At 59.9% G+C, this 22,125-nt stretch carries 15 protein-coding genes and 1 pseudogene; 10 read left to right on the forward strand and 6 right to left on the reverse strand.

What is annotated here, in order from left to right:
* Window positions 1-146 precede the first annotated feature (146 nt).
* The 6 genes from J3D54_RS05155 to J3D54_RS05180 form a co-directional block, all read right to left on the reverse strand.
* Window positions 147-7,247: a TcdA/TcdB pore-forming domain-containing protein gene (locus tag J3D54_RS05155; RefSeq protein ID WP_253416961.1), complete on the reverse strand. Its 7,101-nt coding sequence runs from the start codon at window positions 7,245-7,247 to the stop codon at window positions 147-149.
* A gap of 478 nt (window positions 7,248-7,725) precedes the next feature.
* On the reverse strand, window positions 7,726-9,429 hold the full coding sequence (gene cobJ, locus J3D54_RS05160) for a precorrin-3B C(17)-methyltransferase (protein ID WP_253416962.1): 1,704 nt from the start codon (window positions 9,427-9,429) through the stop codon (window positions 7,726-7,728).
* Entirely contained in the window at window positions 9,429-10,160 is a 732-nt protein-coding gene (locus tag J3D54_RS05165; RefSeq protein ID WP_253426502.1) for a precorrin-2 C(20)-methyltransferase, read from the reverse strand. The genes cobJ and J3D54_RS05165 overlap by 1 nt, the downstream gene beginning before the upstream one ends.
* The gene (locus J3D54_RS05170; protein WP_253416963.1) at window positions 10,160-10,786 is read right to left on the reverse strand and encodes a precorrin-8X methylmutase; all 627 of its coding nucleotides are present in this window, start codon (window positions 10,784-10,786) and stop codon (window positions 10,160-10,162) included. Before J3D54_RS05170 ends, J3D54_RS05165 begins: the two co-directional genes overlap by 1 nt.
* A complete protein-coding gene (gene cobG / locus J3D54_RS05175) occupies window positions 10,779-12,086 on the reverse strand; it encodes a precorrin-3B synthase (RefSeq protein ID WP_253416964.1) in 1,308 nt (435 codons plus the stop codon). Before cobG ends, J3D54_RS05170 begins: the two co-directional genes overlap by 8 nt.
* Window positions 12,087-12,242: 156 nt before the next feature.
* Window positions 12,243-12,896 (reverse strand): hypothetical protein, encoded by a 654-nt coding sequence (locus J3D54_RS05180; protein WP_253416965.1) that lies wholly within the window; start codon window positions 12,894-12,896, stop codon window positions 12,243-12,245.
* Window positions 12,897-13,145: 249 nt separating this feature from the next.
* On the opposite strand from J3D54_RS05180, the gene cbiE reads away from it, so the two are divergent.
* The 10 genes and pseudogenes from cbiE to J3D54_RS05230 all read left to right on the forward strand — a co-directional run bounded on the left by cbiE (window position 13,146) and on the right by J3D54_RS05230 (window position 21,992).
* The gene (gene cbiE / locus J3D54_RS05185; protein WP_253416966.1) at window positions 13,146-14,357 is read left to right on the forward strand and encodes a precorrin-6y C5,15-methyltransferase (decarboxylating) subunit CbiE; all 1,212 of its coding nucleotides are present in this window, start codon (window positions 13,146-13,148) and stop codon (window positions 14,355-14,357) included.
* On the forward strand, window positions 14,350-15,447 hold the full coding sequence (locus J3D54_RS05190) for a cobalt-precorrin-5B (C(1))-methyltransferase (RefSeq protein ID WP_253416967.1): 1,098 nt from the start codon (window positions 14,350-14,352) through the stop codon (window positions 15,445-15,447). The genes cbiE and J3D54_RS05190 overlap by 8 nt, the downstream gene beginning before the upstream one ends.
* Complete coding sequence (locus tag J3D54_RS05195) at window positions 15,444-16,172, forward strand: cobalt-precorrin-6A reductase (RefSeq protein ID WP_253416968.1); 729 nt, start codon at window positions 15,444-15,446, stop codon at window positions 16,170-16,172. Before J3D54_RS05190 ends, J3D54_RS05195 begins: the two co-directional genes overlap by 4 nt.
* 139 nt (window positions 16,173-16,311) lie before the next feature.
* Window positions 16,312-16,476: pseudogene (locus J3D54_RS05200) on the forward strand (type II toxin-antitoxin system RelE/ParE family toxin); the annotation flags it as partial.
* Window positions 16,477-16,479: 3 nt separating this feature from the next.
* Window positions 16,480-16,770: an addiction module antidote protein gene (locus J3D54_RS05205; RefSeq protein WP_253416969.1), complete on the forward strand. Its 291-nt coding sequence runs from the start codon at window positions 16,480-16,482 to the stop codon at window positions 16,768-16,770.
* A gap of 99 nt (window positions 16,771-16,869) precedes the next feature.
* A complete protein-coding gene (locus tag J3D54_RS05210) occupies window positions 16,870-17,268 on the forward strand; it encodes a DUF2946 domain-containing protein (RefSeq protein ID WP_253416970.1) in 399 nt (132 codons plus the stop codon).
* 48 nt (window positions 17,269-17,316) lie between these two features.
* Entirely contained in the window at window positions 17,317-17,796 is a 480-nt protein-coding gene (locus tag J3D54_RS05215; RefSeq protein WP_253416971.1) for a copper chaperone PCu(A)C, read from the forward strand.
* Window positions 17,797-17,817: 21 nt separating this feature from the next.
* Window positions 17,818-18,285 carry a DUF2946 domain-containing protein gene (locus J3D54_RS05220; protein WP_253416972.1) on the forward strand — a complete coding sequence of 156 codons (468 nt, stop codon included), beginning with the start codon at window positions 17,818-17,820 and terminating at the stop codon, window positions 18,283-18,285.
* Window positions 18,286-18,369: 84 nt separating this feature from the next.
* Window positions 18,370-20,487: a TonB-dependent copper receptor gene (locus tag J3D54_RS05225; protein ID WP_253416973.1), complete on the forward strand. Its 2,118-nt coding sequence runs from the start codon at window positions 18,370-18,372 to the stop codon at window positions 20,485-20,487.
* Window positions 20,488-20,612: 125 nt separating this feature from the next.
* Window positions 20,613-21,992, forward strand: coding sequence for a PepSY domain-containing protein (locus J3D54_RS05230; RefSeq protein ID WP_253416974.1), 1,380 nt, complete (start codon window positions 20,613-20,615; stop codon window positions 21,990-21,992).
* Window positions 21,993-22,125: the final 133 nt, after the last annotated feature.

Raw genomic sequence — 22,125 nt, forward strand, 5'->3', positions numbered from 1 at the left:
CTGCTTGCTCACCCATAAAGATACTTCCCTGTAAAAATAGAAATAACAGACCGTTATAAAAGCGGCCTCAGGACGAGGCCGCCGACACCCATGAAGCGGGCTTGTCGCTTATTAACGAGTGTCTTTACCCATTTGCCGCCCTCGGTTTAGACCGAGTTCAACTTCTCGACGAGCACCTTGAACTCAAGGCTGTTTTCGCCCTGATCGACCAGGGTTTGCCACAGTTCATGGATGCTGACCTCAAGCGTACCGCCAAGGACTTGCACACTCAGGTTCAACGACTGGGTCAATGCCCAATCCGCAGATTGCGCCGAACGAAAAACAAGGCTGTTGCCGTTGTCGGGGTCGGTGAACAGCAGGTGTTTGTCCGCCCTGTCGACACGCCAGTTATCCTGCGCTCCGGTTGCCAGTATCAGTTGCGTGGGCATTGCGCCAACGTCCGGCCAGTCAGTGCAATCGACCACGATGCAATCGAGGTGCTGCCAGTCGTTGTCCGATACGTGATAAGTCGACCCCGTTTCAGCGCCTCCCAGAATCACTGTGCTGACACCGTCGGGCACCAGGGCCAGAAGGTCTTTCACCTCTCCGGCCACCTCCAGTGTCATGACGTCCCCCTCACGGCTGGCCTTGTTCGCCGCGACCCACAGAACCTCTCGGGTATTGCGGTTGAAGATCAAGCCGTCCACAGGATCGAACAACAGCGGAACACTCCCTCGCTTGGTCCCGAGAAAGTTCGCCCACTGCCCGTCAGCCCTGCCGGAAAATTCAAATACACGATTGAGTTCGGGTACGTAATAAGCGTAACGGTCGTTCGAGTGCCCGACCGGCAGGTAAGGCGCATGGCGCTGACCGGACACCAAATCTTTCAGGCGTTCTGTGAAAGCTTCAGTCGACTCCATGTAACGATAGGACCAGGCATTCTCGACGCTGATAATCCGGGCCGGCTCGTCTTCAATCAGTTCGAGATTGACCCCGTCACGGGTACGGCCACGCAAACCGGTGCCGTAGGGCAGCACTTCAGAAAATGTCCAGGGTGCCCACACCTTTTCCGGTCGCGGGAGCGCGTCGACATTGATCAGTCGCCTGCCGCTGCCGAATGCGTTGCTCAACTGCTCTGGCTCGATAAACGCCTGACGATAGAGGTGGCCGGTGCTCAGGCCAAGTAACCAGGCGTGCTTGCCATCCCGGGTGACGGATAGCAGACGGCAACCTTTTTCAGCTATCAGATCGGCTATCAACAGCTTGTTGTTCAGGTAACGTGCGTAGACAGGCAACTGGCCGGTGACGTCCGACAGTCCGGAGAGCGAAATCAGCGAAACCGCATATTGCTTGCCAAGGGTTTGCAGATCGCTCATCCACATTGGATGAGCATCCAGCCATTGCCCCGTCACGCCATTAAGGGAAAAGCTCGCGTCCTGGCGAACGTCAAACATCAATCCAAACTCGTTGACGACCAGGTACCCGCCGTCGCTGATCCTGAGCATGACGCTACCTGGAATTGGAACCCGTTGCGCTTCATTGCCGGTAAAGGCTTGGTGATAGAGGTTTTGACTGAGCGCGTCGTGAAACAGGAACGCTGTAGCGTCCGGATCATTCGGTGGCAGCAGGCTTAATTGGTGCTGCGCCGCAGCGGATTCGCTGACGGGAAGGTGTGGCGTCAGGATCTGGTGGCTCTGCCCGTTGATCCATCTCGGCAGCGACGGCTTGTCAAGGTCGCCTGACGTCACCGTAACAAAGGAAGCCGGTTTCCAGGACGTTTGCCCTTCGGAGCCGTCGACATCAGCGACGGCCGGAATATCGAACTGCTGTAACAGGGCAACGACATCTTTCAAAGTATCAAAATAGTCAGGAGGTTCGCTCGACACCGATACCAACGAGATTTCCAGGCCGTGAATCAGATAAGCCACCAGGTAGCGCTGCGTTTTGCTCAGGCGCACCCGCTGGGTCACTTGCACGACGCCAGCCCCCCGATCAAGGCAGCCGATGATCTGCGCTTCTTCACTTCCCCGGTTGAAAACGCTGTAGCGCCATGTGGTCAAACCCGTGATGGCATTGACGCGCCATATCATGGATTGGTCCGGGTGATAGAAGTAAGCGTGATCTTCTTGCACTGCTGCCAGTTGGAGTTTTTCGCTGACCGGCCCCATGAATTGACGGCCATAAACGAACCGTTCTTTTGCCACTTCGTACCAACCCACGGTGTATTGCGGTTTTCCCGGATTGCCAAAAGGCAGCAAATACTTGCCCGCAGGTATTAAAGCACCACCCAGGCGCTGCTCCTGGTGAAGCACTTTCAAACGGTCGAGTTCCGCCTGCGAGTAACGTCCGTCGGCCGCCTGAAGTGAAGCCAGGCTCAGTTGTCGGTGTTCGCGGTCAACGCGGTAGGTTTCGAGGTTTTTTGTTCGAACATACACGTCGGTGCCGGTATCGATGCTCAGCTCGATACCGTCGATGCTCAACCCCGCGTCGACGACACTGACTTGTTGTGGTGTGATCCAGTCGGCGATCAAAACCCAGCTCACCGGCCCGTCACCAGGGCGTGCACTGAGGTGGACTGCTACGAGTCCTGGCTTCAGGGCAAGAGAGTAAGCCCCTCTCATCGTGTCGATGCGGTAAGAGAGCTTGCCCCTCATCTCTCGCGGTAACTCAGGAACGTAGAGCGCCCGCGTTTCAATGCCTACACGCACGTGAATGGTCGTGGACTCATAGACCGGATTGAGCTTATAGAGGATGTGTGGGAAAGGTCTGGCGTGGGTGAAGTAAAAACCTTCTTCCCTGGCTTCAAGATCACGCAAGACATCATATTGTGGATATGACTTGCGAGGCAGGAGGGTCGAGACTCCGACAACGTTCAAGAGTAGATCACTCCACTCAAAGACCTCCGGATCGGATCCCAGCTGATACTCATAGCCGTAATAGCACTTGGGTGTACCCGGCAGCAGCAAAGCCGAATCTGCCGGGACAGTGTTGAATCGACCATGAACACGCGGGCCGGGAATCGCGATCTGTTTTGGCAGCCCCATGCTTTCGCGAACAATAATGGCGTTCTGTTTGTTGCCATCGGGCCGCGGGAGCCCTGAGCCGCCCAAAGAGCGAAAGAGCCCCTGACTGCCGAACACCATCACCCCTTCGCGAAGATCAAGCGTGTCCACCACCGACTCGGGCATGATCGATACAACCCCTTCCTTGACCGAAAACGCCTGCGGGCTATACGCCGTTTTGAACCGGGTGAACAGTTCGGCCACTTTCTCGGCCTTGTCCATGATTTGCCCGAGATTGCCGGCAATCGCCGTGACGCCGATGCCGATACCCAGCAACGGCACCGACAAGAACCCTGCGACCGCACCCGCAGTCCCGCCGACCACCAGCGCGACGCCATCGAGCACAACCGCACTGACATCGAACAACAGCTGAGTGCCGAAACGCGCCTTTTGTTCGTGGTTTTCTGCGTTGTAGAGTTCGTAAATGTCAAAACCGATATTGACCACGCCCAATACCTGCCCCACCCCCGGGCCGGCGACGCGCGCCAGCAGCCGCCCGCCCGCCGAAGCAGTCCTGACGGCGATCGCTCGCTCTGCGTTCACCAGCTGGCGAACCAGGTTGGCCATTTGCAGCGTGTCGAGAGCGATACCGTGGGCTAGCTGCGCGTAACCCAGGTAGCCATGAAGACGAACGGCGACGGCCAGGTTCGACTCTGTTCCAGGCTGCGCAATTTGATCGCGATTTCGAAGCTCGGTGATCAACGCCTGGAAACCAAACGCAAAACTCAGCCGGCTACCCTCGAAAACATCCGTTGGGTCGACAGGTTTATGTCCATCGCCGGGGCCTGCCAGGTACTCGATACTCTTGTCCAGAAACGACTTGATCTGCTTGAGAAACGGCTCTTTGGTTGTCACCTCGCGGATTCGTTGCGTTTTGACGTCCATGAACGACAGTGTGTAGCCGTCATCCGGTTGAGCCAGCAGGGTGGCGAAGACGGGAACGTACTCACTCCCCAGCTCATTCGCCGCTCTCACCCTCTTTGTGACCTGATCCATCTTCGTCGCCCAGACGCTGGCATCCCTTTCGGACAGGCCTCGTCCCAATCGAGCGTTTTCAGAAAGCGCCCGTGTGCGCAATTGGGCGTGATGGGACCAGGGTGTGACGCTTTTTCCCGAGCTCAAGGATTCATTGCCCAACAGCGCCGACACTTGCAGTTTCGACGTTAACCGCTTGCTGGCGAGGCGCTTGCCATCAAGCTCAATCACATTGAAGGGGGAGCGATTCGTCGACTCGATCGCATACTGCCTGGCCAAGTCGGACGTGCTGAACAGTGTCTTCATGCCAAGCTTGAGGTTGTCGATCCGGTCAAAACCGAAGACACCAAAATTGGGATCGTAGAAAGACCAGCTGCTGTGTTCGGCTGTCCCGGTCCTGGCCACCATCATTGAGTGGTTTTCGGTATTGAGCATCAACGTGCAAGGTGCGGGTTTAGCCGCCAACGCCTCAAAGACGCCGTCGAAACTCAACGCGCCGAGCTTGTCGGCAAAATCGGCCTGGGGAATGGCGCGTAAATCGTCGAGCGCCTGAAGAAATGCATGGGTATCACTTTCACTGGGTGAGAAATGCGCGTTGGCCAATCTGCCGCTCAGTGCCTGTACGGCTTCGCGACCCTGATGAGTCGCCGCCGCCATCAACAGCGCCAGTGGATAACAGCGCCTGCCGGGGTCGCCGTCGCCCCTGACCAGCAACCCCTGTGGCATCAACCTGGCCATTGACGCGCCTGCCTCCAGAAGCGTTTTACGCACCGAGGCACTGCGCTGAAGAATGTAGGTGCGCAGCTCGTACTCCGTCTGGTGTCTGATGCGAGCCACGCTCTCGCCCCATTGCCGAAGCGTCAGCGGTTTATCGAATGAGAGAATCTTGAGCACCTGGGCGCTCTCCCGGGAGGGTTCAAACGGCGCTTTGAAAGCGGCAAACGCTGCTTCGAACTCGGGGCTTTTGTGCGTGAGCAGCACCTGCTCGATAGCCATGTAACGCTCGGATAGACCGCGGTCAGACGTACTTTGCGCGAGCGCGCCAAGCTGCTGCCAGGCGGTGGCGAAACCGGCATTGTCCAGCGTCGGAGCGCCGAACAGGCCGCCGAGCACCACCCGATGAACCGGACTCAAGTGATCGAGCGGCAGAGCCCCATGGCCGATGCGAACGATCATTTCATTCAGATTGCCAATCGGATCGAAGCCAAGGGAAACCGGAAGTTCTGTAAGGGGCTGGTTCAGAATCCGTTGACGTTCATCGAAGTCCAGGGAAAAAGCTTTGTCGAAGCTCAGTTTACCGCTGAGCTTTTCATTCATCGCACGGATGAAGGGCTCCCCCAATTCATCCATCAACCGCTGCAGGATTCCAGTCAGCAAAACGGGTCGCCCCTCGATGATCGGCCAGCCCTTTTCGAAGCTTAGGGTCTGCCCTTTCAACAGCTCGGAAAAATTGCCCTGGTAGCGTGTTTTCAGTTTCCCTTCGGCCCAGTTTGCTTGCTCCTTTTGCAGCCACTCTTCCGGTGTTGCGTTGATTGTCCAGCCAGAAACCTTCTCTTCTTCGGTGTTCACATTGTAGCCATCGGCCAACTCCAACCGCTCTCGAATCTCCTTAGCGCCATCAAACAGCAGATGCTTCTCTACGTACTCCTCAAGCCCTGTAATAGCCGCCCCAGGCCCGGTCAACACAATGGTCCCTCGGGATTCATTGCGAATACCGTCACTGTAGTAATTACGAATGGCATTCGCTAGTCTGTGTAGATACTCGCGGCGTGTGTGTGACAGCGCAGGCACCTCGGCAGTTTTTTCATTCACCATTGCCACGAGAACCTCTTGTACGACAGTGTTGTTGCTCCAATCCGCACCCGCCGTATTCAATCGAGATTCAAACGTTGCCAGAAAATCGTAGTTGAACCTGATCAACTCGATAATGGCCTGGATCGAGCCAGCGCCGGCATGCGCCACGATATGTGAATTCATTTCACCGTTGTTCTGAATCGCCATGCGAATACCGTCCATGGGCGTTTCACTATTTACCGGTACCGAGAATATGTCGTTAACACCCGGACGCTGCTGCGCAAACTCGGTTAATGCTTTCCTGTGTTGTTCAGGAATAATCATCGTGCGGTCAGGGTATCGACCGGGGTCGCGACCGGGCATCAACGACTCATTGTGATTGAGCAGGAGTTGCAATACGCCAATCTGCGCGCTTTCGCCGAAGGACGTGATATCGACTCCGCCCAGGCGGCTCTTCAATTGCGGCAAGTAATCCACATCACTGTAGCGGCCACCCTCAAGCGCTTCGACCTGCAGACGCACCACATCGCTGGCCGCGGCAAAGTTCCCTCGTCCTGCTACCTCGCGCTCATAGACGTCCCATAAAAGATGCTCTTTGAACACCTCACGAACGTCACGCAACCGCAGATGCTCATCCACCATGGCCAAGTGACTGTCCAGGCATTTTTGTCTGAAAGCAATGAGGGTGGCCTCGTCCTTGCCATAGGCACGGACCATCAGATCAATACGCGCCTCATCCGCCTTGCCCGCCCAGCGTTCCTGGCCGAGATGGGCCGACATCTGCACCTTCAGCACCCGGGCCCGATGCTCGATCATCCGGGCCAGTTCCAGGGGCGTGGCGATTGTCGCTCCCCCCGACTCCATGGCATGCGCCCTGGCACTTTCCAGGATCACCCGATTCATCTCGAACGCCAGCACTGCATCACTGTCGTACCACAGGTTGAACGTATGGCCTTCCTTGACCATGACCTCCTTCCAGATGTTGATGTAGTCCCGCTGAATTGCGCCTACTGCGCTCCCGCCCACCCAAACGAAGTGCATTATTTTCGGCACTTGCGGTGCAACCGGATTCAACATCCGAACCGTCTGGACGAGTCGATTTGAATAGTTCTCGAGCCGCGCAGAGAGGTCGGCCAGCGCTGGCGATATCGGCGCGGTTCGCTGGTCAATCAGTGAGTCCAGCGTGTCTTTGAGCAACAGCAACGGCGCCATCTGCTCACTCCATCGCTGATCCTTTTTGCACGCTGTGTAATAGCCAATCAACGCGTCATATTCAGGCGCGGTGTGAAACTCTCTGGCGAGTGTTTGAATATCATCTGATTTGAAATGCTGGAGAAACGACTTACCCGCAGTAGTCGACACCTGATATTGATTCATCACATCCACACCCTTGTAACAAACTTGGAAATACACACAGACAGCAACGTCGAGCACCATTCATCCGTCGACGCTTGCGTATCCGAACTAATACTTAAAGCCAGCACTGAAGACTCTAACTTTGAAGATCCAAACCCACTTGCACAGCTGTTCTAATGCTGCAATTTTTCGAGCAACAGACAAAACAAAGACTATTTAAGCTGCGACATCGAAAAAATACTAAGCGATAAAAATAACAACCTCAATCTAACAACCAGCCAATTAATTAATTACACTTAAACCCCACGAACAAGTGTAACTTTTGTTTTGGGCAGAAACGCTTATTAACAAACGGCTCGCGGCCGCAAGCCAAACGGCCTGCGTCGGTTGTTTCAGAACATGAAGAGACAGATCTGGAATTGTCTGATGCGCCCGCAGGCACTTTCCAGACATGTCCGGTCAATGTTCAGTGGGTATTCGAGCGTTTTTCTGTGGGTGCGTGATGAAAAATCTTACGCACCGGAAGGGGACTGCGGCCAGCAGATCTGGCCGCGATGGCTTACACGGCAGGTTTGTCGCCGTACCAGCGTGGCGTATATACCCACTGGCCACCCTCGGCACGAGGGAAGGTGCAGGTCGTGGAAGAACCGATCAGCACCATGGTGCGCATGTCCACCTGATCCGGGGTCAACTGCCCCAAAGTGATAATGCGCAGGGTCTGCCCCGGACGACCGATGTCCCGCCCCAACACCACCGGCGTTTCAGCGGTGCGGTGCTGCGCGACAATCTCCAGCGCCCGCCCCAGTTGCCAGGGACGAGAACGCGAGATCGGGTTGTAGAAAGCCAGCGCCAGGTCGGCCTGAGACGCCAGATCCAGTCGTTTCTCGATGATTGCCCAAGGCTTGAGGTTGTCCGACAGGGACATCACGCAGAAGTCGTGGCCCAGTGGTGCGCCAGCCTGAGCAGCCGTTGCCAGGGACGCGGAGACCCCCGGAAGAATTTCCAGATCAACGCTATGCCAACTCTGCTCACTCGACTCGTGCAACGCTTCGAGTACTGCCGCCGCCATGGCAAAAACGCCTGGGTCGCCGGACGACACCACCACCACCGACCGCCCTTGGGCCGCCAGTTCAAAGGCGTGGCGAGCGCGCTGCATTTCCTCGCGATTGTCGGTGCAATGCAGCACTTGATCCTCGCGAAATGGCCCGGCCATGCGCACGTAGGTTTCATAACCCAGCACGTCGTTGGCGCGCGCCAGTTCGGCCTTGACCGCCGGCACCATCAGTTCGGCGGCGCCAGGGCCCAGGCCGATCACAGCCAAACGACCGCGCGCACGACCAATCCGTGCAACCTCCAATGGCTGACCGGCCATCGCGATGGCAACGCCGGCATCTGCCGACACGATGGTAGCGTTCGGCACGGTGTGGCGGGCCAACTCGCTGACGTCGCCGCTGACCGAGGCAAACCGCAGCGCCACGCCCAGCTCAAGCGCCGCTTCGCGCAACGCCGGATTGGTCATGTGCAGATCGCTGGCCAGCAGGCACGCCAGCGATTGCACGGCAATGTTTGCCTCATGCAGCGCCCCGCGAATCGCGACTGGCAAATCCACCACCTCGGCGTTCACCGCCACCAGCACGCTGCGCGGGTAGATCATCAATTCATTGGCCGCCGGCGTGCGCTCGGCACTGCCGACATGGATTGACAACCGAGCCTGCGGATCCTCGGGCAATTGCGCTTGCGCCAGCCACGGCGCGGCGCCTTCGATGCGCACGCTTTGGCCGGCGAGCAAATCCGAAACAAAGCGTTTACCCAGTTCCAGATCACCGAGGGCGTAACCACTGGGAGGATTGAGCAGACAGGTGCCGAAGCGCAATTCACCGCTGGTGGTGATCGCCGCTGCCACGTCGAGACTGCCAGCAATCTCCCGTGCCATGACGTTCACACCACCGAGGCCGCCCAGCAGCGGCACCACGGCGCTGCCGTCTTCGGCCACGGCCAGCACCGGTGGTTCGGCGCCCTTTTCCAACAGCAACGGCGCCAGGGTGCGGATCACGATACCCGCCGCGCACAAGGCGATGATCGGCGTGTCCAGCTGATAGAACTCGCGCAGCGTCGCGCCAAACTCGTGATAGGTCCGGTCCGCGCCGTCAACCCGTTCGGCCAGGCCATGGATCAATGCGCCGGGGTAGATCTGCTGGATCTTGCGCGCAGTGGCGAGGCTGCCGTTGCCAAGAATGACAATCGCCGGAGCTGGACGGGCCATCAGCCTTGCCACCTTTCACCAGGAACAATGATCAACGAGAAATACGGCGAGGACATCGGCTCGACCTGATCCAGCGGGACGATTTTCTGATTGGCCATGGTCGCGCGCTCGACGTACAGCGCACGCTCCGCCAGGCCGAGTTCTTCGAGCACCTGACGAACCTTGGGGAAATTGCGCCCCAATTTCATGATCACCGCCGCGTCGGCATCGGCCAGGCGACGCTTGAGGTCCTCGTGCGGCAACACGCCCGACAACACTGACAGGCTCTGATTGCGATACACCAGCGGTGCTCCGAGTACCGACGCACCGCCGAGCATTGAGCAGACACCCGGCACCACTTCGGCTTCATAACGCTCGGCCAGTCGATCGTGCAGGTACATGTAGGAGCCGTAGAAGAACGGATCGCCTTCGCAGATCACCGCCACGTCACGACCGGCATTCAGATGCGCGGCGAGTTGTTCGCCGGCCGCATCGTAGAAATCGCTGATCACTTGTTCGTACGACAACGGTGCCGGCAGCGCTTCGGTGGTCACCGGATACACCAGCGGCAGCAGCGTTTGCGCATCCTGCAAATGCGCTTCGATGATGCCGAAGGCATTGCCCTTTTTGCCCTTGGCGACGAAATACGCCACCACCGGCGATTCGCGCAGCAGGCGCAGGGCTTTGACGGTAATCAGCTCCGGATCACCGGGGCCGACGCCCAGGCCGATCAAGCGTCCAGGTAGCTGCATCATTCGATCTCCGTGGCGAGGGCGTTGACGGCGGCGGCGGCCATGGCGCTACCGCCCAGCCGGCCTTGCATGATGACAAACGGCACGCCGCGACTGTCTGCCGCCAGCGCTGCTTTCGATTCGGCGGCCCCCACGAAACCCACCGGGAAGCCGAGGATCAGCGCCGGCTTCGGCGCGCCTGCGTCGAGCATTTCCAGAAGATAGAACAGCGCGGTCGGCGCGTTGCCGATCACCACCACGCTGCCTTCCAGATGCGGGCGCCACAACTCCAGCGCGGTGGCGGAACGGGTGTTGCCCAGCTCACGGGCCAACTCCGGAACGCTTTCATCGCGCAGGGTGCAGATCACCGGGTTGTTGGCCGGCAACCGTGTGCGGGTCACGCCTTCGCTGACCATCCGCGCGTCGCATAGAATCGGTGCACCGGCGGCCAGCGCCTCACGTCCGGCCTTGCCGGCGCCTTCGGAAAATTGCAGGCCGTCGATGGCCTCGACCATGCCGCAGGCGTGGATCACCCGCACCGCGAGTTTTTCCAGATCGGCCGGAATGCGCGCAAGGTTGGCCTCGGCACGAATGATCGCGAAGGAGTTGCGATAGATCTCCTGACCGTCGCGGATGTAATCAAGCATCTAAAGGGCTCCGTGAGCGGGCGTCGAGCAAAGCCGCGACCGCTTCAATAGTAAGGTTGCGAGCGTGCAGCGCACCGAAACCCGGCTTCGCTGCATCGCGAAAATAGAGGTCGTAGTGACCAGGAGAAACAGCCAGCAAGGTCACTTGAGCAGTGTGCGCGGCCGCGCAGGAACGCGGGCAGCCGGACAGGTGCACGTTCAGCGTCTGGCGGTGACGTTGCAACAGCGCCGCCAGCTGTCGGGCATCGCCCTTGGTGTCGGCCAGGCCTTTGCCGCAGCCGGTCGAGCCGGTGCAGGCAATGAGATGCGCCAGGGCATCATCGGCAGAGCAACGCAGGCCGAGGTGTTCGAGGTTGTGGATAACATGACGCGCGTCGTCACCATGGACACCGGGCACTATCAGGTTTTGCCAAGGCGTAAAACGCAAGGAGCCGTCCCCCTGTTCGCGGGCCAGTCGTGCGGCGCCTCTGAGCATCGCCGGATTCAGGCGGCCCAGCGGCGGCACCGCACCGATGTACACACGCCCGGCTTCACGCTGTGGATGAACGCCGATGTGCAAGGCATTTGGACTGGCCTCGCGCTGCGCCCCCTCAATGGACATCAACGGCACACGTTCGCAGAGACGCGCGACAAACCCGTCGAGCGTGCATTCGGCGAGCAGATGTCGCATGCGGGTCTGCTCGGGGCGCGCCCATTCAAGGAACAACTCCAGCACCGCGACCACCAGCACATACCCCTGCTCCAGCGACACTGCACCTACGGGCGGGTCGACAAGGCAACCCGCCAGGCCGAACACAAATACTCGTTCACCATCTCGTTCAGCAGCCGACAGCCATAGATCATGAGGGTGTTCGAGCATTGCCAGACCTTCGCCGCCATCCAGTTGCACCGCGAACTTGGCGCTGAGGTCGTGGAAGCGTTCATCGCTTTGCAGCGTGGCGAGGATCTGCTCGGCCAGCGGGCGCGTATCGATCAGCATCTGCTGATCAATGCCGGCGCCGGGGCTGAGCATCAGATTGCGCACGTCATCGCCCGCCGCGCTGGTCGGGCCGAGCCCGGCCGCCATCAGGCTGTCGATCAAGGCGCCGTGCTCACTGCTGATCCCGCGAATCTGCAGGTTGGCACGGTTGGTTGCCTCGATCACCCCACCAGCGAAACGCTCGGCGGCATCGGCCACCGCTTCGGCCTGATCGGCCGAGATCGAACCCCCATTGAGTTTGATCCGGCAGATGCCGCCGTCCAGCGCCTGGACAATACGCAGCAACCCCGGACAGGCCGAGGGGCGTAAAGCGGAGGACATCGGGCGTTCGTTCAATGAGTGACCGGCTGACTGGATGCACGTGGAGGGCGAAGGGCTGCCATTATGCCTGCTTTGCTCGATCGCATGAAAAGTCTGCCGGTCGGAAACGCTGCCGAAATATCAATCAGGCAAAAGAAGGCTTCGGCCTGCGCGGAATCAGAGTTCGTACTCGCTGAACTCGAGCGCAAGGGCCAGGGCTTCTTTTTCCACGGTGTGTCGAATGGCGTCCATGTCTCGACGCTTGATCTCCAGCCGCCGAATCCGGATATCCAGTTGAGACAGACTCTGATCTATTGTCCAGAACAGGTAGGGTGTCGTGATACCCAGCTTGATCAACCTGACATGACTGACCACCATCTCCAGATCGCCGTTAGGCTTATAACTGACCGGGACGATGTTGAATCCAAATATTTTCCCGCTCAAACCCGCGATCTTCGTCAGCAATTCGGCGTCACTCTCCAGCTTTCCGAGTACTGACTCAATCTGTGCTATTTGAGCGCTCGAGAGGTAGGGACGTGCCACTTTCAACCAGGCCTGTTTCAAACTCCCCGAGAACTGCGGCTTGATGTACTCGACCGGCTCGGCAAGCGTCCAGTCCATTGACCAGAACATACCGGCGTAATGGTCGAACCAGGGCCCCGGCTGCGTCTCGCTCCTTGCGACTTTATCCGCGCCATGCTGGGCCAGAAAAATGCAGTTTTTGACAAAGCCATTGTCGGCGACGGTCTGGCCAGCCGTGCCGATCAGCAGCACATTATTTATCATCAGTGCATCATGTTCGATGACACCTTTAGCTAACACGTTATCCATATAAGTTTCTTTTCATCCTTGATAGTGTCGCGACCAACTTTAACCATTGGCCAAATATTTAATACATATAAGATTGCGCAAACTGAACAAAAACCAAACTACCAAAACAATCATTACAACGGACAGCTTTTCGTCAACATTAAGTGTCTGCAACCTGAAGTACGCTTTCCCGGCCATGGACCAGCGTCAGATGACAGAAGCCGCGCTATCATGTCGCCTTTGACGATGAACATTGGATTAAGGAACAACATGGCCTCCTGGCTGACAGTAGTGGGAATCGGCGAAGACGGCTTCAAGGGTCTGGGCAAAAATGCCCGACACGCCCTGTTGCGCGCTACGCGGATCGTTGGCGGCCAGCGACAACTGGATTTGCTGCCGGCCTGCATCCGTGGCGAGCGGCAGCTATGGCCCAGCCCTTTCGCCCTTGAACCCGTTCTGGCGCTGCGTGGCGAATCGGTCTGTGTGCTGGCCAGCGGTGATCCGATGTTCTTTGGTGTCGGCGCCAGCCTTGCCCGGCAAGTGCCCAACGCTGAAATGCTGGTCCTGCCAGCGCCCTCCTCCTGCTCGCTTGCTGCGGCGCGAATGGGCTGGCCGTTGCAGGAGGTGGTGACGCTTTCAGTGGTTGCCCGGCCCCTCGCCGCACTCAACGCGCAGTTGTTCAGCGGCGTGCGTTTGCTGGTGCTGAGCAATGACGGTCAGAGTCCGGCGGCTATCGCGGCGCTGCTGCGTGAACGCGGTTTCGGGCCGAGTCGCCTCACCGTGCTGGAACATCTGGGCGGCAACGCCGAACGCCGCATCGAGGGCGTAGCCAACGACTGGAGCGACCCAGCGATTGCCGATCTGAACCTGATCGCCATTGAATGTATTGCTGAAACAAACACACCGCGCCTGTCGCGCCTGGCCGGCCTGCCAGACTCGGCCTTTCAGCACGACGGCCAACTGACCAAGCGCGACGTGCGCGCCATCACCCTCGCCCGCCTTGCACCGACACCCGGCGAACTGCTGTGGGACGTTGGCGCCGGCAGCGGTTCGATCGGCATCGAATGGATGCGCGCTCACCCGAGTTGCCGGGCGCTGGCCATCGAAGCGGATGAAGGGCGGCAGTTGTTGATCGAACATAACCGCGACGCCTTGGGCGTTCCCGGCCTGCAACTGATTCGCGGCAACGCGCCGCAAGCCCTGAGCGGGCTCGAACGCCCGGACGCAATTTTCATCGGTGGCGGGGTCACCCGTGAGGGCGTGCTCGACACTTGCTGGACGCAACTCAAACCCGGCGGCCGGCTGATCGCCAACGCCGTGACCCTGCAAAGCGAAGTGACCTTGATGGCTTGGCGCGAACGGCATGGCGGAGAACTGACCCGCATTCACGTCGCTCAGGCGCAACCGCTGGGCGAGTTCGATACCTGGCGTCAGGCGCTGCCGATTACCTTGCTGGATGTGACGAAACCCCTCGATGCGTGACGAAACCGCCGAACAACCCGCCCCGCTGCGCAGCGGCCTGACCACCGGCAGCTGCGCCACCGCCACCAGCCTCGCAGCGGCCCGCCTGCTGCTCAGCGGCGTGGAAGCGGACGCCGTCGAGATCATTCTGCCCAAGGGTAAACGGGTGCAAATGCGTCTGGAATTCTGTCGACTGACGGACGACGGTGCCGAAGCCGGAACGATCAAGGACGCCGGCGACGACCCGGACGTGACCCATGGCGCCCTGCTGTTTTCCCAGGTGCGCCTGCACAGCGAACCGGGCATCCGCTTCAGCGCCGGCCGTGGCGTGGGCACCGTCACCCGGCCCGGTCTGGTGCTGAACGTCGGCGAGCCGGCAATCAACCCGGTGCCGCGCAAGATGATCACCGACCACCTGACGTTGCTGGCCGAGGAGCTGGATTACCAGGGCGGCTTCGAGGTCACGGTGAACGTCGAAGACGGCGAAGCCCTGGCGCTGAAAACCATGAACCCGCGACTGGGCATTCTCGGCGGCCTGTCGATCCTCGGCACCAGCGGCATCGTCCGGCCATTCTCCTGCGCGGCCTACATCGCCTCGATCCACCAAGGCATCGACGTCGCCAAAACCAACGGTTACCTGCACATCGCCGCGTGCACCGGCAACGCCAGCGAAGACACCATGCGTCGGGTCTACGACTTGCCGGAAATCGCCCTGATCGAAATGGGCGACTTCGTCGGCGCGGTGCTCAAGCACCTGCGCAAAGTGCCTGTGGATAAACTCAGCCTGTGCGGCGGCTTCGGCAAGATCAGCAAACTGGCGGCCGGGCACATGGATTTGCACAGTCGGCATTCAAGCATCGACCTGCCGCAACTGGCTGAATGGGCCGCAGCAGTCGGTGCCGATGCGGCGTTGCAACAGGCGATCCGCGAAGCCAATACCAGTCAGCAAGCCTTGGCCATGGCCAGCGCCGCCGGGATCGCCCTCGGCGACGCGGTGTGTCAGCACGCCCTGGACTTTGCCCGCAGCGTGGTGCCGGCGCAGGTTCAGGTCGAAGTGTTCGCCATCGATCGCCAGGGCGGGATTGTCGGCCATGCGGGAGTATTTCAATGAAGCGCGTGTTGTTGCTCGGCGGCGTCACTGAGGCATTGGCCATCGCCCGAACCCTCGGGCCGGAGCACATCTACAGCCTGGCTGGCGTCGGTCGTGTGCCGACGGATCTGAACTGTCAGGTCCGCGTTGGCGGCTATGGCGGCGCTGAAGGTCTGGCGCAGTTCATTCGTGACGAAGGCATTGACCTGCTGCTGGATGCGACCCATCCCTACGCAGCCCAAATCAGCCACAACGCCGCTATTGCCGCGAAGTCGAGCGGCATTGCCTGCTGGGCCCTGCGTCGTCCGGCCTGGCAGCCACAAGCCGGAGATGACTGGCGCGAAGTCAGCGACTGGGCCGAGCTGATCGACGCGCTGAAACCCTTTCGCCGACCGCTGTTCACCCTCGGTCGCGAACCGCTGCAACACCTGCACGAAATCCCGCCGGAGCAATTCTGGACGTTGCGGGCACTGGACGTTTATCCGGGCAACGAGCGCTGCGAAGTGATCGGCGCGCGTGGGCCGTTTCTGATCGAGGACGAACGCAAGCTGTTCGAACGCCGGCAGATCGACGTGCTGATCAGCAAAAACAGCGGCAGCACCGCCACCGAACCGAAACTGGAAGTGGCGCGGGAGCGTGGAGTGCCGGTGCTGGTGTTGAAGCGGCCGGTATTACCGGAGGTTGAGCGGGAGTTTGGGGCAGTGGATGAAGTCTTGCTAGCTTTGTCAGCGTCAGACATTTCCTGAACCTGAACGACCTCGCGATTTTGCCGACAACTTTCCAGGAGCGGGCCGACTGTTCCCGGCAAGCGCTTCAACTCTATATTCAATTCCCCTGATCCTAGCTTGCAACACCACCCATGCCACTCATGGGTAAGGCCCCCAGGCTGTTTATGAAATGCGTGTTCATTACGGCCCCGGCTACAGGATGTATTTCACTCGTCGAGGGGCAGTGGTCTATCTGCTGCTGGTGGGCGGTGACAAGTCGACTCAAAAACGAGATATCAAACGCGCTCTTCAAATGGCGCAAAACATCGGAAATGAGGAGTAAATCATGGCCGAACAATTCACCCGATTCGACGCCGCCGAATTTCTGAAGACGCCGGAAGAAATGGCCGCCTATCTGGATGCCTGCTTTGAAGAAGATGCAGGTGACGGAGTACTCATACGTGCCGCACTCAACGACATCGCTCGGGCAAAAGGCATGACGCAGATTGCCCGTGATGCCGGGTTGGGTCGCGAGAGCCTCTACAAAGCATTGGGCAGCACTGGCAACCCGGAATTCGCGACTATCATGAAGGTGATGAAAGCATTAGGCCTGCGGCTGCATGCCAGCGCTATCTGATTGCACTGCGACACCACACCGCACGCAGCCTTTTTACTTATCATCCCTGATCAGGCTAAATAGCCACGCCTGATCGCCCACTCAACCGGATCTGCCCTCATGTCCCGACAACGGCTCGCATTTGCCTGGATCGCCTGCTTTGCAGTGCTGTTCAACATGCTCGCCATGCCGATGTCCGGAGCGATGGCGCAGACGACGAAATCGCCTGCCGAACAGTTGCTGTGGGGCAGCTTCTGCTCGTCCAGCGGCACGAAGCTGGTGGCGATTTCCCTGGGTGACATCGAGCAGAAAGCCCCGCAGAACGACGATCATTCCAACATGCAGCATTGTTGGTGTTGCTCGGGCTCCGCGCCGTTGGTGGCGTTGCCGGGGCATGCGCCGCAGTTGTATTACGCGCGATTCGACGCCAATCGAAGTGTGCCGCCCGCCACGCTCGACACTCCCACACCGCGCCAGCAATGGCCGAGTCTCAACCCCCGCGCGTCCCCTCTGGTGTGATTCCTTCTCGCAATTGACCTGCGTTTTGAATCGTTCTGGAGAACTGCCATGTTGAACAAACTCATCGTCCTGGCTGTGTTGCTGCTGCCTGCCTGTTTTGCCAATGCCCACGAATACAAGGTTGGCGAACTTGAGATCGCCCATCCGTGGTCGCAGGAATTACCGCCCAACGCGCCCACCGTCGCGGCGTATTTCGTGATTCACAACAGTGGCAAAACCGCTGACCGGCTGCTCAGCGTCGGATCGCCGATATCCGGCAAAGCCGAGCTGCACGAACATGTGATGCAAAACGATCTGATGAAAATGCAGCAAGTGCCCAGCGTCGAGATTCCGGCTGGCGGCGATGTCACCTTCGCGCCGATGGCGTACCACGTGATGCTGCTGGAGTTGAAAGACCGCAGCCTGTTGAGCGACGGCAAGCGCTTCCCGCTGACGATGCACTTCGAGAAGTCCGGCGATGTGACGGTCGAGGTCTCGGTGCAGAAAAAGGCACCGGACGGCATGCAAGAGCATATGCACGCCCAGTAATCGACCCCGTTGAAAACGCCTATGCGCCCGTATAGCGCCAGGCCATCCGTGCGCCGCCGTCAGCCAATGAGCCTGACCCGCGGCAGCTGGATCAGCCTGTTCGCCATGCTGATGATCTTTATCGGCCCGCTGATTTCTCAGTCGATGCCGATGGATTCGCGCGCGGCTGCTTCGAGCATGGCGATGGGCATGTCCATGAACATGTCGATGGACATGAGCATGGACATGTCGGCGATGGAGCACGCCGACCACGACGCACAACCCGCCGCCGAACACTGCGCGCCAAAAGCCGAGCATCACGCGCTGTGGGAAAAGTGCGGCTATTGCAGCCTGCTGTTCAATTGCCCCGCGCTCACCAGTGGCGCTTCATTCACCGCGTTCGACACCCCGCCCGCCACCACCTTCACCACACCCGCCACTCGCCTGGGCCACGCCCGGCAAACCTTCTTCCCCGGCGCCCGCACCCGCGCCCCGCCCATCGTCGCGTAAACACCCACCTCCGATCTCACACGGTTTAGAAGACAGCCGCAGGCTGCCGGCCGTGTCGTTTACGACTGTTCGATGGAAATTGTCATGTCCAGGTTTTCTGCTGACACACGTTTGGGCGCTGCCCAGGCTTCTTTTGCCCTGAACCCATCCCGCGTTCGCTTCAGGCAGGCCACCGCCGCCCTTTGCGGCTTGTTGCTGACACCGTTGGTGCTCGCCGATGAACACGCCGGCCACACCGAAGAACTGAGCCCGACGGTGATCACCGCCATCGCGCCGAGCTCGCCACTGACCGTCGTCACCAACCCCAAGGACCCGCGCCAACCGGTGCCGGCCAGCGACGGTGGTGATTATCTGAAGACCATCCCCGGCTTCGCCCTGGTGCGCAACGGCGGCACCAATGGCGATCCGGTGCTGCGCGGCATGTTCGGCTCGCGCCTGAACATTCTCACCAACGGCAGCATGATGCTCGGCGCCTGCCCCGGCCGGATGGACGCGCCGACCTCGTACATCTCACCGGAAACCTACGACAAACTCACCGTCATCAAAGGCCCGCAAACCGTGCTCTGGGGCCCCGGCGCATCGGCCGGCACCATCCTGTTCGACCGGGAGCCGGAAAGCTTCGGCGAACTTGGCACCCGGGTGAATGCCAGCGTATTGGCCGGCTCCAACGGCCGCTTCGACAAAGTGCTGGACGCCGCTGCCGGCGGGCCGTTGGGTTACGTGCGCGTGATCGGCAATACCGCACATTCCGATGACTACAAGGACGGCAACAACGACACCGTGCCGTCACGCTACGACAAGTGGAACGGCGATGTCGCACTGGGCTGGACGCCGAACGCCGACACCCTGCTGGAATTGACTGCCGGCAAGGGCGACGGGGAGGCCCGTTACGCCGGGCGCGGCATGGACGGTTCACAGTTCTTGCGCGAAAGCCTCGGCCTGCGCTTCGAGCAATCGAACATCGGTGAGGTGCTGGATAAGGTCGAGGCACAGGTCTACTACAACTACGCCGACCACGTGATGGACAACTACACCCTGCGCAGGCCGTCCGGTACCGGGATGATGGCCGGCCCCATGGCTTCCAACGTCGACCGCCGGACCCTCGGCGCGCGGATCAAAGCCACCTGGCGCTGGGCCGATATGCAGTTGATCAGTGGCCTGGACGCGCAGACCAATGAGCACCGCCAACGCAGCGCTATGGGCGTCGACACCTACAAGGATGTACCCCGCAACAAGGACGCCGACTTCCACAACTACGGCGTGTTCAGCGAACTGACCTGGTACGCCGCCGACCGTGATCGGCTGATTACCGGTGCACGCCTGGACCGTGCTTCGGCCAAGGATTATCGGCAGACCATCGGCTCCGGGATGATGGCCCGCCCTAACCCGACCGCCGACGACACCCGCGCTGACACCCTGCCCAGCGGTTTCGTGCGTTATGAGCATGACCTGGCCGACAGCCCGACAACGTTGTATGCAGGCCTCGGTCATGCCCAGCGTTTCCCGGATTATTGGGAGCTGTTTTCGCCCAACTCAGGCCCCGCCGGTTCGGTGAATGCGTTCGACTCGATCAAACCGGAGAAAACCACCCAGCTCGACTTCGGTCTGCAATACAAGACCGCCGACCTCGAAGCCTGGGCCTCGGGTTACGTCGGGCAGGTGCGTGACTACATCCTGTTCAACTACACGCCGGGGATGATGGGCGCCACCTCGCAAGCCGAGAATATCGACGCGCGAATCATGGGCGGTGAACTCGGTGCGGCCTACAAGCTGACCGCCAACTGGAAAGCCGACGCGACCCTGGCCTATGCCTGGGGCAAGAACAGCAGCGACGGCACTGCCCTGCCGCAAATGCCACCGCTGGACGCACGTTTCGGCCTGACCTACAGCGAAGAAAACTGGAGCGCCGGCGCCTTGTGGCGGGTGGTCGCGGCGCAAAACCGCATCGACCAGAACAAGGGCAACGTGGTCGGCAAAGACTTCGACAAAAGCTCGGGGTTTGGCGTGTTCTCGCTCAACGGCGCATACCGGATCAATAAGAACTGGAAGGTCAGCAGCGGCGTCGACAACTTGTTTGGCAAGGCCTACGCCGAACACCTGAACCTGGCCGGCAATGCCGGTTTCGGCTTCCCGGCCAATGATCCGCAAGCCATCAACGAACCGGGGCGCACGCTCTGGACCAAGGTCGACATGAGTTTTTAAGAGCATCGCGGGCAAGCCCGCTCCCACATGGGCGACGTTGAACCTGTGGGAGCGGGCTTGCCCGCGATCGGTTGCGCAGCAACCGCACTAAACAAGAATGAACCACGCCTAGCGGAGCACACCTGATGAAACACCCCAAACCGAATTTCTACAACCTGGCCTGGCGTTGGCACTTCTACGCCGGCCTGTTCGTCGCGCCATTCATGGTGATGCTGGCCCTGACCGGCATCGTCTACCTGTTCAAACCGCAACTCGATCCATTGATGTACGGCAGCCTGCTGAACATCCCGGCCGGTCATCACGCCGTGGCCGCCGATGACCTGCTCAAACGGGTGAAAGAGGCCTATCCCCAAGGCCGGATCAAACAATATTTACCGCCAGTGAATGCCGAACGCAGCGCGCAATTTGTGGTGATCAATGAAGGTCATGAACTGAACGTGTTCATCGATCCATACCACGGCGACATCCTCGGCGAGCAAGACGCCAAGAAGAATCTGCAAGCGGTTGCGCGCTCGATTCACGGTGAGTTGATGATCGGCACCGTCGGTGATCGGCTGGTGGAACTGGCCGCCGGTTGGGGTGTGGTGTTGGTGGTCTCCGGGGTATTTTTGTGGTGGCCGCGTGGTCAGTACGCCGGCGTGCTGTGGCCGCGCCTCAGCCGTCGCGGACGTGTGCTGTGGCGTGACTTGCACGCAGTGACCGGGTTCTGGGGCGCGGCGTTTTTGCTGGTGATGCTGCTCAGCGGCATGACCTGGACCGGGTTCTGGGGCAAGCAATACGCCGACCTCTGGAACCGCTTCCCGGTCGCCATGTGGAATGACGTGCCCAAATCCGACGTTGAGGCCCGCAGCCTCAACAGCGCCACGCGCCAGACTGTGCCGTGGGCCATGGAAAACACGCCGATGCCAATGTCTGGCGACCACGCCGAACACATGGCTCACGCCAGCACCCAAACCGGCCCGGCGGTGCCGACCATCAGCCTGCAAGACGTGCAAAATATCGCCGTGCAGCGCAAGGTCGAGCCCGGCTACAGCATCACTTTCCCGACCACCGCCACCGGCGTGTTCACCCTCGCAGTGTTCGCCGACGACCCGCGCAACGACGCCACCCTGCATGTCGACCAATACACCGGCAACGTCCTCGCCGACGTGCGCTGGCAGCATTACAGCAACGTCGCCCGCGCCACGGAAGTCGGCGTGATGCTGCACGAAGGCAAAATGTTCGGCCCGTTCAATCAGATCATCGTGCTGCTGATCTGCCTGATGATTTTGCTCAGCGCCGTCAGCGGCGTGGTGATCTGGTGGAAGCGCCGGCCACAGGGCAAGTTCGGTGTGCCGCCGTTGCGTCACGACCTGCCGAAATGGAAAACCGCTATGGTCATCATGTTCGCCCTGGCGGTGATGTTTCCGTTGGTAGGGGCTTCGCTGGTGGTCGTGTGGCTATTGGATTGGGGGCTGCTATCGCGCTTGGGCCGGCATACTGAGTCCACTTCAGTTTCATCATGAAGCAGACGAGATGCGCGTACGCGTAAAGCCAATACAATGCGGGCCAGCATTGAATCCTTGGCGTGGCGAGGGGGCTTGCCCCCGTTCGGCTGCGCAGCAGTCGTAATACCCGACAACGCGGTAAACCCGGAGA

It is taken from the genome of Pseudomonas sp. GGS8, from assembly GCF_024168645.1.
Classification (GTDB): Bacteria; Pseudomonadota; Gammaproteobacteria; order Pseudomonadales; family Pseudomonadaceae; genus Aquipseudomonas.

Coding starts and splice junctions, on each gene's coding strand:
- J3D54_RS05155 (WP_253416961.1), bottom strand. CDS start 7,247: ATGGTGCTCGACGTTGCTGTCTGTGTGTATTTCCAAGTTTGTTACAAG.
- cobJ (WP_253416962.1), bottom strand. CDS start 9,429: ATGGCCCGTCCAGCTCCGGCGATTGTCATTCTTGGCAACGGCAGCCTC.
- J3D54_RS05165 (WP_253426502.1), bottom strand. CDS start 10,160: ATGCAGCTACCTGGACGCTTGATCGGCCTGGGCGTCGGCCCCGGTGAT.
- J3D54_RS05170 (WP_253416963.1), bottom strand. CDS start 10,786: ATGCTTGATTACATCCGCGACGGTCAGGAGATCTATCGCAACTCCTTC.
- cobG (WP_253416964.1), bottom strand. CDS start 12,086: ATGTCCTCCGCTTTACGCCCCTCGGCCTGTCCGGGGTTGCTGCGTATT.
- J3D54_RS05180 (WP_253416965.1), bottom strand. CDS start 12,896: ATGGATAACGTGTTAGCTAAAGGTGTCATCGAACATGATGCACTGATG.
- cbiE (WP_253416966.1), top strand. CDS start 13,146: ATGGCCTCCTGGCTGACAGTAGTGGGAATCGGCGAAGACGGCTTCAAG.
- J3D54_RS05190 (WP_253416967.1), top strand. CDS start 14,350: ATGCGTGACGAAACCGCCGAACAACCCGCCCCGCTGCGCAGCGGCCTG.
- J3D54_RS05195 (WP_253416968.1), top strand. CDS start 15,444: ATGAAGCGCGTGTTGTTGCTCGGCGGCGTCACTGAGGCATTGGCCATC.
- J3D54_RS05205 (WP_253416969.1), top strand. CDS start 16,480: ATGGCCGAACAATTCACCCGATTCGACGCCGCCGAATTTCTGAAGACG.
- J3D54_RS05210 (WP_253416970.1), top strand. CDS start 16,870: ATGTCCCGACAACGGCTCGCATTTGCCTGGATCGCCTGCTTTGCAGTG.
- J3D54_RS05215 (WP_253416971.1), top strand. CDS start 17,317: ATGTTGAACAAACTCATCGTCCTGGCTGTGTTGCTGCTGCCTGCCTGT.
- J3D54_RS05220 (WP_253416972.1), top strand. CDS start 17,818: ATGCGCCCGTATAGCGCCAGGCCATCCGTGCGCCGCCGTCAGCCAATG.
- J3D54_RS05225 (WP_253416973.1), top strand. CDS start 18,370: ATGTCCAGGTTTTCTGCTGACACACGTTTGGGCGCTGCCCAGGCTTCT.
- J3D54_RS05230 (WP_253416974.1), top strand. CDS start 20,613: ATGAAACACCCCAAACCGAATTTCTACAACCTGGCCTGGCGTTGGCAC.